The organism is Prevotella disiens (assembly GCF_900454955.1).
GTDB classification, from domain to species: Bacteria; Bacteroidota; Bacteroidia; order Bacteroidales; family Bacteroidaceae; genus Prevotella; species Prevotella disiens.
Genome location: NZ_UGTL01000001.1, coordinates 1,899,596 through 1,912,255, shown reverse-complemented (window position 1 = coordinate 1,912,255; position 12,660 = coordinate 1,899,596). Strand labels below are relative to the sequence as shown.

The following is a 12,660-nucleotide window of genomic DNA, read 5'->3' as shown; positions in this document are numbered from 1 at the left end:
GGGTTGATTCGTTTCGTTTTTTTCAATTTAAGTTGCTACTGCATTCCCGCTCAACTTGCTCAAAATATTTTTCTTACAAGCGTGTTTTCTCTTGATTACCAGCACCCTTGCCCTTATATTTCGATTTGGTTGTGTTGAATTTATAGCGCACAGTGCATTCAACGCCTCGTGTGTTTACATCACGTTCTTGATGTACAACGTTGAGTTCGCTGTACATATCGAACCACGTTTTGCGTGCTGAGTTGAAAATATCGCTTACCGTAAGGCGCAATTCCCATTGTTTGCCAATATTTTTCATTGCTCCAGCATTGATTTGCCATGTTTGTCCAATTCTAATATTTTCGCCATCGCCTTTGCCACGCCAACTAAAATCGGCAGTGAGCATACAGCTTGATGAAAGTTGGTAGATGTTATTCATGCGAATAATTCCCATTGGGTGATTTAAATGCTTGATACTGCCACGGAAATCTATCTTGTTGAAAGGAGCAGCAATGCCTAAAACCAAAGTTGGATAATAGCGTTTGAACTGTGGAGAAAGCTGAATCATAGCTTGTAATTCGCCCATTCTGTATTTAGAATTCATCTTTTTATACAAAGTAGCATTAGGGTCGCCCTCGTATTGCATAGCCGACGTTATGATTTTGTCTTTTGTAGACGAATAGCCGAGTATCAAAGTTGCCCAATTATAACGGAGGATTGCAGAAATATTGTCGATATAAGAAGGACGGAGCAATGGGTTTCCACTTTCGTAAAGATAGCGATTTATGTAGGCAACAGTGCTACTTAACTGTGAATAGAACGGACGGAAATATTTTTTTGAATAGCTCAATTGCATCATTACTTTGCCAAAGTTTGTGGTAACCAATGCCGTTGGGAAAAGTTTATCATAGATGCGCGATTGTTCTTCTACCTTTTTCCCAAAGCGGAAATACTCACTATTGATGTGTTCATAGCGTAACCCTAACTGAACCATAACTTTTCCTAAACGTTGCATGGTTTCTGCATAAACGCTTGCACTACTTTCTTTTACAAAAGGATTGTCGTTATTAAGCAAACCACCTAAGGCAATAAAGTTTTCTTCACGGCGACTGTTTAAAAGTTCAGTACCGAAGTTTAATTGTCCTCGCCAAAAAGGTTTTGACAAATGGAGTTCGCCAGCAAGCATACGAGAGTTTACTTTGGTTTCGGTAGTAATATTGCGTTTTCCGCCATTCTTAATAATTTCATCAGATACATTGTCCGAATTACTCTTCTTCCATAATGTATTGAAAGTGGCATTGAGCGACCATTTTCCAAACTGACCTGAATAATAAGCATCTACGAGGTGGCTTGTTGAAAAACCTTTGCTATAATGCTCCATAGCACTTTCTTCGTTCAAAACATCATTTACAAAAGAATTAGCATGAAGCGTAGTCCATTTTTTAGCTGGCGTGTGTGTTACCTTATAATATAAGCCCAAAGAATGTTCAGGCGAAAAGGTGTAGGCAAAACCTATTTTTCCGTCATAAAGTTGTTGTCGTCCACGTTGCGAAATATCAAAGTTTTGATGTAAAGTTGATGAAAGCCATGCGGTTTCGTCGTTACTGTTCAATCCTCTTTGGCGATTATTGGCATATTCTAAGTTGGCAAAAATATCAAGTTTGTTCAATCGGTAGTTCATGTTTACTTGTTCTGAACCATAAACATAATCAAGATAACCTACCTTTGTATTACTATCGAAAGAGAAACCAGCCCCTTGTTCACGCTCAGTAACAATGCGAATTATTGCTTTTACAGAAGCATCGTAGCGTGCACCGGGATTCATTACAACCTCAATTTTCTTGATTTTGTCAGATTTCAATTGATCTAACAACTGTCCATCGTAAACCTTTCGCCCATTGATATAATAAATAGGTGTGCCTCTTCCCAGCACTTCAATACTACCCATGTTGTTCAAGACCCCTGGTAATCGACCTAATACATCTTTAGCAGTACCAAGTTTTTCAAATAGACTGCCCTTTATATTTGTAACCAACGCATCGCCTTCAAGGTGTGTAACAGGTTTAACCGATTGTACTACAACCTCGTCCATTTGCACAGCGTTGGGAGTTAAAACGATTGTAAGTGGGGTGTTTGTTTCGCCTTTAACCATTTTCGAATCGTAGCCCATGTGTGAAACTTTCAGCAATCCTTTTGTTGGCGCATTCAAGTCGAACACTCCGTCTACGTTTGCAACAATACCTGTTATAAAACTCGAATCTTTTTCGTTAAGCAATGCGATGTTCGCAAAAGAAATGGCTTTGCCTTTATCGTCCATCACCTTTCCTTGGTAATGTTCTTGCGCCTTTACACTCAACGCAATAAAGGAAATCAGCACACTAAAAAATAGCTTTTTCATTATTTGTAGTCTTTGTTCGAAATGCAAAGATAAAGATGTTTTTGTAAAATAAATAGTATTTCTGTTTTTTTTCTTAATTTTTTTCTTCAGAAGTTCCTCCTATTTGGGAATTACAATATTCTATCGTTTCAAAAAGAGCCTATTTTGAGCCTCAAAATAGGCACTTTTGCACTTCAAAATAGGCACTTTTGAAAAAAATACCAGTTTATTCCTTTGCCAACCAATGCTTTTTGCGTAACAATAGCATCAAAAATAGAAACATTTTGACCATAGAATGACAAACAAAGCATCTTGGTCTTTCACCTTATTTCTATATAAGCATGTTGGCAAAATGCTTAATCTGCATTTTTTTGCTTTTAATTTGCTAATTATCAGAAAAATATTCTTACCTTTGCACACCGATTATGGACTTGGACAACCTTAAAATAGATTTGAAAGGTCTAAGCGATGGGCTAAATAGCTTCGCATTCGACCTTGATGACGCTTACTTTAAGGCGATTGACGCTCCTGAAGTGAGTCGTGGTAGCGTGCATGTTGAATTAGATATTGTGCGCCATACCGATGATGATTTCACACTAACTTTCAAAGAAAAAGGCATGGTAATTGTGCCATGTGATATTTGTTTGGAAGATATGGAGCAAGAAATTGAGACGGAACAACAACTCAATGCTAAGTTTGGAAACGAAAACTCAGAGGAAGACGACCTTGTTACGGTGGCCGAGAACGAAGGAATGCTCGATGTTTCATGGTATGTCTACGAATTTATATTGCTCGCACTCCCTATCAAGCATGTGCATGCACCTGGAAAATGCAACCCTGCTATGATAAGAATGTTAGAAGAACATTCTGCTGCCCGAAGCGGTTCGGAAGACGAGAAACCAATAGATTCGCGCTGGGAAGCTCTATTAAAATTAAAAAAATAAAAATAATAAAACGTTTAAACAATTATGGCACATCCTAAAAGAAGACAGTCAAAGACTCGTACACTTAAGAGAAGAACTCACGATAAGGCAGTAGCCCCAACATTAGCAGCATGTCCTAATTGCGGTGCTTACTATGTTTATCACACAGTTTGCCCAACTTGTGGATACTATCGTGGTAAAGTTGCTATCGTAAAAGAAATAGTAGAATAAGAAAAAGATGGAGAAAATAAATGCCATTATCTCTGGTATCGGAGGATACGTGCCTGATTATGTTCTTACCAATGAAGAACTTTCACGCATGGTTGATACCACTGATGAATGGATTATGGAACGTGTAGGCATCAAGGAACGCCGAATCTTAACAGAGGAGGGACTTGGTACCAGCTATATGGCTCGCAAAGCTGCAAAGCAACTCTTAGAGAAAACAGGTGTAGACCCAGATAGCATTGATGCGCTTATCGTTACAACAACTACTCCAGACTATAAGTTTCCTTCAACAGCATCAATCGTAATTGGTAAGTTAGGATTGAAAAATGCTTTTGGATTCGACTTCTCAGCAGCTTGCTGTGGATTTCTTTATACGCTCGATGTGGCTGCCACAATGATACAAAGTGGACGTTACAAGCGTATCATCGTGATTGCGGCAGATAAAATGTCGTCAATAGTAGATTACACTGATAGACAAACTTGTGTACTTTTCGGCGATGGTGCTGCTGCAGTACTCGTAGAGGCTACAACGGAAGAGAATGTTGGTGTTCAAAATTCATTCCTTAGAACAGACGGAAAAGGATTGCCTTTCTTGCACATGAAGGCGGGTGGCTCGGTTTGTCCACCATCTCAATTCACAGTAGACCGCCGCTTGCACTATCTTTATCAAGAAGGTCGTACAGTGTTTAAATACGCGGTTACAAGCATGAGCAACGATGTTCAAGAAATAATGAAGATGAATAACCTACAAGCAGACGATGTTAATTGGGTTGTTCCACACGAAGCGAACCTCAGAATTATTGAAGCTGTTGCCAGAAGAGCCAATGTTTCATTGGAAAAAGTGATTATCAATATTCAGCATTATGGTAACACCAGTGCTGCAACCATACCACTTGCACTTTGGGACGAGGAATCTAAACTGAAGAAAGGCGATAATGTTATCTTTACGGCTTTTGGTGCTGGATTTGTTCATGGTGCTTCTTATTACAAGTGGGCATACGACGGAGCAGCTGCTGTAGCAAAAAAATAATACGAAGAACGTAAAATAAGAATTAACGCATCTTTCTTTGTGCGCAAAGATTGATGCGTTTTTTTATCAAAGCAAATGCATAAAGCAGGATTTGTAAACATAGTAGGCAACCCAAACGTGGGAAAGAGTACGCTGATGAATCAACTCGTTGGCGAGAAAATTAGTATTGCAACTTTTAAAGCGCAGACTACTCGCCACAGAATTATGGGCATTGTGAATACGGAAGATATGCAAATCGTATTCTCAGATACACCAGGTGTACTGAAACCGAACTATAAAATGCAAGAAATGATGTTGCATTTTTCAGAATCTGCCCTTGCTGATGCTGATATTCTTCTCTATGTTACTGACGTAATTGAGAAGCCTGAAAAGAATAGCGAGTTCCTTGAAAAGGTGGCAAAGATGGATATTCCTGTCATTTTGCTCATCAATAAAATAGACGAAAGCGACCAAAAAACGGTTGTAGAACTTGTTGAAAAGTGGCACACCCTATTGCCTAAAGCTGAAATTCTGCCTCTTTCGGCAAAGAATAAGTTTGGTACTGATGCATTGATGCACCGTATTCAAGAATTATTGCCCGAAAGTCCTGCTTATTTCGATAAAGACCAATTGACCGATAAGCCTGCTAAATTCTTCGTAACGGAGATTATTCGTGAGAAAATCTTGCGTTATTACGACAAAGAAGTGCCTTATTCGGTTGAAGTAGTGGTGGAACGATTCAAAGAAGACGAGAAGAAAATCCATATCAATGCGATAATTTATGTAGAACGTGATAGCCAAAAAGGCATCATTATCGGTCATCAAGGACAAGCATTGAAGAAGGTTTCGACTGAAGCACGCAAGAGTTTAGAGAAGTTTTTTGATAAGAAAATATACTTGGAAACCTTTGTAAAGGTGGACAAAGATTGGCGTAACTCGCAAAAAGAGTTAAGCAATTTCGGTTACAATCCTGAATAAAAAAGGAGAATAGAGCATTTTTCGCTTTTCTGTTCTTTGGAAAATGTAGCTAAAAAAAAGAGATTTACAACGCCCTGACTGTATGTAGGGCAAACTCTCGCATGTTGCGAGGGCTGGAGACGTGGTCATCTTCGGCAAATATTCATAAGGTGCAGACCTCACCTTACCCCCTAACGATATTTCTTATAAGGGGAAAGACCATCAATAAATGGCAAATTTAGTAGCAATAGTAGGCCGTCCAAATGTGGGAAAGTCTACGCTTTTTAATCGTTTAACCCAAAGTCGTCGCGCCATTGTGAGTGATACGGCTGGTACAACACGCGACCGCCAATATGGAAAATGCCAATGGAACGGTCGTGAATTTTCTATTGTTGACACTGGAGGTTGGGTTGTTAATTCTGATGACATCTTCGAAGATGCTATCCGCAAGCAAGTTTTGGTTGCTACGGAAGAGGCAGACTTTGTGTTATTCTTGGTAGACAATGAAACAGGAATAACCGATTGGGACGAAGATGTAGCGCAAATTCTTCGCCGAAGTAAACTTCCTGTGATTTTAGTAGCTAACAAAGTGGACAACAGCGGAGAATATTATATGTCGGCAGAGTTCTATCGTTTAGGACTTGGCGACCCTGTTTGCATTAGCGCACAGACAGGTAGCGGTACGGGAGACTTGCTCGACTTGCTTTTGGAACGCATGAAAGACCTTCCAGATGAAAACATTGAGGAGGAAATACCACGCTTTGCCGTTGTTGGTCGCCCTAATGCTGGCAAGTCAAGCCTTATCAATGCGTTCATCGGAGAGGATAGAAACATCGTTACAGAAATAGCAGGAACCACCCGAGATAGCATTTATACACGTTACAATAAGTTCGGTTTCGACTTCTATTTGGTTGATACTGCGGGTATTCGTCGTAAGAATAAAGTAACAGAAGACCTTGAATTTTACTCTGTTATGCGCTCTATTCGTAGCATTGAGAACTCAGATGTTTGTATTTTGATGATTGATGCGACTCGAGGAATAGAGGCGCAGGATATGAATATCTTCCAATTGATTCAGCGAAACAACAAGAGTTTGGTTGTCGTTGTTAATAAATGGGACCTTGTTGAAGACAAAGACCAAAAGGTTATCAAGACCTTTGAAAATGCAATTCGTGAGCGTATGGCTCCGTTTGTAGACTTCCCAATCATTTTTGCTTCAGCTTTGACCAAGCAACGTATATTCAAAATCCTTGATGTAGCTAAGCAAGTTTACTTGAATAGAAACATTCACATTGGTACAACCAAACTCAATGAAGTGTTGTTACCTATCATTGAGGAGACTCCACCACCATCAGTTAAAGGTAAATACATTAAGATTAAGTATTGCTCGCAGCTGCCTAATACGCAAATTCCTTCGTTTGTTTTCTATGCAAACTTACCGCAATACGTTCGTGAAGCCTACCGCCGATTCTTGGAAAACAAGATTCGTAGCCATTGGAACCTAAATGGTTGCCCTATCAATGTGTTTATTCGTCAGAAATAAAACTTGGAGTTGAAATGAAACGATTACTTTTTTGTTTGTTCATTGTTGCGCTTTCGTTCACAGCATGCAGTAAAAAGGAGGAAATAGACCATGGTGCTATTGCCGCTCAAGCTGCTAAAGTGTATTACGAAGACCTTATAAATGGCAAATACGACCAATTCTTAGATGGTATGAATCTGCCCAAGAAACTGCCAGAAAGCTACAAAAAGCAGATGATAACCAACTTTAAAGTCTTCTCGGAAAAGCAAGTTGAGGCACGAAAAGGCATCACGAAAGTAACTATTAACAGTGCTCAATTCTTTCCGAAAGATAGTACGGCGAGTGTTTTTCTCCTCCTCCATTATGGCGATAGCACTACCGAACAAGTGGTTGTTCCGATGGTAAAAAAGAATCGTTTGTGGTATATGCGATAAAGAACGAACATAAAATGCAACATAAAAGAGCATAAAATAAAGTAACAACGAGCATGAACCGTAACAACAAGGAATATGCTATGTAATAAAAATGCCGCCCTTCAAGACGCAGGACGGCATTTTTTGTATCTATTATCTACGGCTTTATTATCCGTTATGGTTTTCCTCATTCTCCACTTCCTTTACTTTCTTGAATAAATCGGAAGCAAATACGAGGTCGTTTAATTTCTTATTTTTTGCTGTCATTACCGAAGCTTTGTTGCCTTGCCACTCTGCTTTGCCGTCAGCAATAAAGACAATGTTCTCGCCAATGCCCATTACCGAGTTCATATCGTGCGTGTTGATAATGGTTGTCATATTGTATTCGTGCGTAATTTCGGTAATCAATTGGTCGATAACCAACGAAGTTTTAGGGTCAAGACCAGAGTTTGGTTCGTCGCAAAACAAATATTTAGGGTTCATAACGATGGCTCTTGCAATGGCAACACGCTTTTGCATACCGCCAGATATTTCCCCTGGATATTTATCTTCCGCCCCTGTCAGGTTCACACGGTCAATACACTTTTGTGCTTGTTGGTCTCTTTCTTTTTGGGATAGGCTTGAAAACATATCAAGTGGAAACCTTACGTTCTCAAATACCGTTTGTGAGTCGAACAAAGCTGCTCCTTGGAAAATCATACCCATTTCTCTGCGCATGAATATCTTTTCCTTTTTCTTCATTTTCACAAAGTTTCGCTCATCGTATAGTACCTCTCCACTCGTAGGGTCTAACAATCCCACAAGACACTGCATGAGTACAGTCTTACCAGCACCACTTTGTCCAATGATAAGGTTGGTTTTTCCGCCCTCAAACACCGTATTAATGTTTTTGAGAACCTCCTTTTCGCCAAACGATTTATATAAGTTTTTTACCTCTATCATAATGTTTTTCTTTACTTTGTTACTGATTTTTAGCTAAGTAGTTGGGTTAAGAATACGTCGCTGAACAAGATAAGTACGCTTGAACTTACCACTGCATCGGTAGAAGATTTACCAACATCGAACGAACCGCCCTTAACGGTGTAGCCAAAGTAGGAAGAAACGCTGGCAATGATGAATGCAAAGAACAAACTTTTCATGATGCTCATGTACATAAACCATGAGTTAAAACTGTGTTGAATCCCCGATGTTAAATCGACAGGGGTAATGATGTGCGCAAAATAAGCCGTTGCATAGGCTCCAACAATGCCCATTGCTGCTGAAAAGATGACCAAGAACGGCATGATAGTAATGAGTCCTGCAATCTTTGGCAAGATTAAATAGCTTGCAGAATTGATACCCATAATTTCTAAGGCATCTATTTGCTGGGTTACACGCATGGTTCCTAATTCCGAAGCAATGTTAGAACCAACTTTTCCCGCCAAGATAAGGCACATGATACTTGATGAAAATTCGAGCAACATGATTTCTCTTGTAACATAACCCGATACCCAAAGTGGCATCCAAGGGCTTTGTACGTTCAATTTTATCTGTATGCAAATAACTGCTCCAATGAAAAAAGATATAAGCAAAACGATGCCAATGGAATCAACACCCAGTTGCGACATTTCTTTAACGTATTGTTTTAGGAACATGCGGAAACGTTCTGGACGACTGAAAGTGCGCCCCATTAGAAGTAAATATTTGCCGAAGTTTGTCAGCCAATTAATGATAAGCATGCTTTGTTAGTTTATGAATATGGTACAAAAGTAACCAAATTCCGCTAAAAATCTGCAATATCTACCATAGTTTTATTTATTCTCAACGTTATTAGCATTTATTTTACTACTTTTGCATGTAAGAAATGAAATTGCAAATGCTCGACACTGAAAATATTATCATTCCTGCTGAAGAAGAAAAAAGCAGTATTCTTCGCACTGAAGGTCTTGTGAAACGTTACGGAAAGCGCACTGTGGCAAACGGTGTGAGTATCAATGTGCGTCAAGGAGAGATTGTTGGCTTGTTAGGACCAAATGGTGCAGGTAAGACAACGTCGTTCTATATGACCACAGGATTGGTTATCCCCAATGAAGGTCATGTTTATATTGACGACCAAGAGATTACGAATTACCCTGTTTACAAGCGTGCGAAGGCTGGTATTGGCTATCTTCCGCAAGAAGCAAGCGTATTTCGTAAGATGAGTGTTGAGGACAATATCATGAGCGTTTTAGAGATGACGAAACTCACAAAGGAGCAGCGTATTGAAAAAATGGAAAGTCTTATCAAGGAATTTCGTTTAGAGAAAGTGCGCAAAAACCTTGGCGACCGCCTTTCGGGAGGTGAGCGTCGTCGTTGCGAGATAGCTCGTTGTTTGGCAATCGACCCAAAGTTTATCATGCTCGATGAACCTTTTGCGGGTGTAGACCCTATTGCAGTGGAGGACATTCAGCACATTGTTTGGCGATTAAAGTTTCGCAATATTGGTATTCTTATTACTGACCACAATGTACACGAAACGCTAAATATTACCGACCGTGCTTATCTTTTGTTTGAAGGGCAAATTCTTTTTAAAGGAACACCAGAGGAATTGGCTGCCAACAAGATAGTAAAGGAAAAGTATTTGGGTACAGATTTTGTTTTGCAAAAGAAAGATTTCCAATTGTTAGACGAGCGAAAACGCGCCAAAGAAGCAGCTTTAGAACAAGAATAAATAGCTAAAAAGTTTTTCTAAAGACAGTAAAATCATAAAAACAAAATATAAATGGCAACAGTAGACGACAAGAAGATTATCTTCTCAATGGTGGGCGTGTCAAAGATTATCCCACAAAATCAAAAGCAAATTCTGAAGAACATTTACCTCTCGTTCTTCTATGGTGCCAAGATAGGTATCATCGGTTTAAATGGTGCGGGTAAATCAACTTTGATGAAAATTATTGCTGGTATTGAACAGCCTACATCGGGCGAAGTGGTATTTAGTCCAGGTTATTCTGTGGGTTATCTTCCTCAAGACCCACCTCTCAACGAAGAGAAAACCGTAAAGGAAAACGTGCAAGAAGGTGTTCAACACGTTTACGACGCATTGCGCGAATACGATGAAATCAACGTGAAATTCGGTTTGGAAGAATACTATGGCGACCCAGACAAGATGGATAAGCTCATGCAACGCCAAGCTGAAGTACAAGATGTTATTGATGCTACCGATGCGTGGAATATGGATTCTAAACTTGACCGTGCCATGGCTGCCTTGCGTTGTCCTAATGGCGACCTGCCTGTAACCAATCTTTCGGGTGGTGAACGTCGTCGTGTGGCTCTTTGTCGCCTATTGTTGCAAAAGCCAGATGTGCTTCTTTTGGACGAACCTACCAACCACTTAGATGCTGAAAGTATTGATTGGTTGGAGCAACATTTGCAACAATACGAGGGTACAGTCATCGCTGTTACCCACGACCGCTACTTCCTTGACGATGTGAGCGAGTGGATTTTGGAACTCGACCGTGGCGAAGGAATCCCATGGAAGGGTAACTATTCTTCATGGCTCGACCAAAAAACAAAACGCATGGAGCAAGAAGAAAAGACCGCCTCTAAGCGCAGAAAGACACTTGAACGTGAGTTGGAGTGGGTTCGACTTGCACCAAAAGCACGTCAGGCAAAGGGTAAGGCTCGTTTGAACTCATACGAACAAATGTTGAATCAAGAGCAAAAAGACCGTGAAGAGAAACTCGAAATCTTTATTCCAAATGGTCCTCGCTTGGGTAATAAGGTTATTGAGGCGCAACATGTGCAGAAGGCTTTCGGTGAAAAAGTATTGTTCTCCGACCTCAACTTCATGCTTCCACCTAACGGAATCGTAGGTGTTATAGGTCCAAATGGTGCTGGTAAAACAACACTCTTCCGTCTTATCATGGGCTTGGAAACCGCTGACGGTGGTAATTTTGAAGTAGGCGAAACCGTAAAATTGGCGTATGTAGACCAGCAACATAAAGATATTGACCCTAAAAAGTCGGTTTACGATGTGATAGCACAAGGCAACGAAACCATCAGAATGGGCGGTCGCGACATAAACGCGCGTGCTTACATTTCACGTTTCAACTTCTCTGGCACCGACCAAAGCAAACTTTGTGGCGTGCTTTCAGGTGGTGAACGCAACCGTTTGCAGTTGGCTTTGGCTTTAAAACAAGAAGGTAATGTGCTTCTTTTGGACGAACCTACCAACGATATTGACGTAAACACCTTGCGAGCATTGGAAGAAGGTTTGGAAACCTTTGCTGGTTGTGCTGTTGTCATCAGCCACGACCGTTGGTTCTTAGACCGTATTTGTACCCATATACTTGCTTTTGAAGGCAATGGCGAGGTGTTCTTCTTCGAAGGAACCTACTCTGAATACGAAATCAACAAGGCTCGCCGATTGGGCAATGAAGAAATAAAGAAAGGTCGTTACCGCAAATTGATGGAAGATTAAACCCTATTTATTCGGGGAATAAATACAGCAAAAATAAATCGAACACGGCACATCGAAAGAAATTCGGTGTGCCGTATTTTGTTTAATCGAGGTTTACTAAAATTCCATTGTTATGGCTTAGTAGAAAAAATGTAGGATTTGTATTTCTATATTTTGCCTATTTGGACTGCTTGTAGTAGCCTTGTAGGGGCGGAATTTATTCCGTTCCTCATAACTAAAAAATGATTTTTTAATTAGTAGTAACATGATAAAAGCTTATGAGGAACGGAATAAATTCCGCCCCTACAAATTTCCATTACTTCGCAAGCCCATTTCCTAATACAAAAAATAAATTATTTTCGTCTAACTGAGCTTGTAGAAAATATTCCCAACCTTTTTTCTTCTAAGTCTTCATTATTTGTTTGAAATCGCAAAGTGCCTATTTTTTACTTCAAAACAATAGGTTTTAGCGTGCAAAACAATAGGTTTTAATTTTATTCTATGTTTAATAGCGCCATCAACTCTCCTTGATAACGCCATCAAAATCGTTTCATGGGCTATCAAAATGAAGTTACCCAAAATGTACACTTGATGAAGCGAAAAATTTTGCAGTTTTCTTTTCATTGTTTTATGGTGGAGATGAAAAGTAAAACTTTGTTTTTATTTTAACAGTGTAACAATACAAAATTATAGTGTTCGTATAAGAATACTTAAAAATTGCAATGTGTGGTTTACAATACCATTACACAATGAGGAAAATGTGTGCAAAGTGTAAAAAAATATAATAAAAACATGATAAAATACTTGGTGGAAAGTAATAAAATACCTAATTTTG

12 protein-coding genes are annotated in these 12,660 nt (G+C 39.6%); 8 read left to right on the top strand and 4 right to left on the bottom strand.

Translation table 11 applies throughout. The features are described 5' to 3' along the window. Positions 1 to 73 precede the first annotated feature (73 nt). Positions 74 to 2,377, bottom strand: coding sequence for an outer membrane beta-barrel family protein (locus DYI03_RS08420; protein ID WP_021669403.1), 2,304 nt, complete (start codon positions 2,375 to 2,377; stop codon positions 74 to 76). 404 nt (positions 2,378 to 2,781) lie between these two features. Between DYI03_RS08420 and DYI03_RS08415 the strand changes: the two genes are divergently transcribed. The 6 genes from DYI03_RS08415 to DYI03_RS08390 all read left to right on the top strand — a co-directional run bounded on the left by DYI03_RS08415 (position 2,782) and on the right by DYI03_RS08390 (position 7,429). Then, entirely contained in the window at positions 2,782 to 3,300 is a 519-nt protein-coding gene (locus DYI03_RS08415; RefSeq protein WP_021669405.1) for a YceD family protein, read from the top strand. 24 nt (positions 3,301 to 3,324) lie between these two features. Then, positions 3,325 to 3,510, top strand: a complete 186-nt coding sequence (rpmF, locus tag DYI03_RS08410; protein WP_021669406.1) for a 50S ribosomal protein L32 — start codon at positions 3,325 to 3,327, stop codon at positions 3,508 to 3,510. A gap of 7 nt (positions 3,511 to 3,517) precedes the next feature. Further along, the gene (locus DYI03_RS08405) at positions 3,518 to 4,537 is read left to right on the top strand and encodes a beta-ketoacyl-ACP synthase III (RefSeq protein ID WP_021669407.1); all 1,020 of its coding nucleotides are present in this window, start codon (positions 3,518 to 3,520) and stop codon (positions 4,535 to 4,537) included. 75 nt (positions 4,538 to 4,612) lie between these two features. Further along, a complete protein-coding gene (gene era, locus DYI03_RS08400) occupies positions 4,613 to 5,494 on the top strand; it encodes a GTPase Era (RefSeq protein WP_004356867.1) in 882 nt (293 codons plus the stop codon). Positions 5,495 to 5,702: 208 nt separating this feature from the next. Next, a complete protein-coding gene (gene der, locus DYI03_RS08395) occupies positions 5,703 to 7,016 on the top strand; it encodes a ribosome biogenesis GTPase Der (RefSeq protein WP_004356897.1) in 1,314 nt (437 codons plus the stop codon). A gap of 14 nt (positions 7,017 to 7,030) precedes the next feature. Then, positions 7,031 to 7,429, top strand: a complete 399-nt coding sequence (locus DYI03_RS08390) for a DUF4878 domain-containing protein (RefSeq protein WP_021669408.1) — start codon at positions 7,031 to 7,033, stop codon at positions 7,427 to 7,429. A 147-nt stretch (positions 7,430 to 7,576) separates the two neighbouring features. Here DYI03_RS08390 and DYI03_RS08385 read toward each other — a convergent pair whose 3' ends face one another. Together DYI03_RS08385 and DYI03_RS08380 are read right to left on the bottom strand one after the other, a co-directional pair. After that, positions 7,577 to 8,350 carry an ABC transporter ATP-binding protein gene (locus DYI03_RS08385; protein WP_021669409.1) on the bottom strand — a complete coding sequence of 258 codons (774 nt, stop codon included), beginning with the start codon at positions 8,348 to 8,350 and terminating at the stop codon, positions 7,577 to 7,579. A gap of 29 nt (positions 8,351 to 8,379) precedes the next feature. Next, positions 8,380 to 9,126 carry an MlaE family ABC transporter permease gene (locus DYI03_RS08380; RefSeq protein WP_021669410.1) on the bottom strand — a complete coding sequence of 249 codons (747 nt, stop codon included), beginning with the start codon at positions 9,124 to 9,126 and terminating at the stop codon, positions 8,380 to 8,382. Between the two features lie 137 nt (positions 9,127 to 9,263). Between DYI03_RS08380 and lptB the strand changes: the two genes are divergently transcribed. Continuing rightward, positions 9,264 to 10,097, top strand: coding sequence for an LPS export ABC transporter ATP-binding protein (gene lptB / locus DYI03_RS08375; protein WP_025064707.1), 834 nt, complete (start codon positions 9,264 to 9,266; stop codon positions 10,095 to 10,097). Positions 10,098 to 10,148: 51 nt separating this feature from the next. Beyond that, complete coding sequence (gene ettA / locus DYI03_RS08370) at positions 10,149 to 11,846, top strand: energy-dependent translational throttle protein EttA (RefSeq protein WP_004356957.1); 1,698 nt, start codon at positions 10,149 to 10,151, stop codon at positions 11,844 to 11,846. A gap of 393 nt (positions 11,847 to 12,239) precedes the next feature. Here the strand turns inward: ettA and DYI03_RS08365 are convergent, their stop codons facing one another. Further along, the gene (locus DYI03_RS08365; RefSeq protein ID WP_021669412.1) at positions 12,240 to 12,449 is read right to left on the bottom strand and encodes a hypothetical protein; all 210 of its coding nucleotides are present in this window, start codon (positions 12,447 to 12,449) and stop codon (positions 12,240 to 12,242) included. Between the last annotated feature and the right edge of the window lie 211 nt (positions 12,450 to 12,660).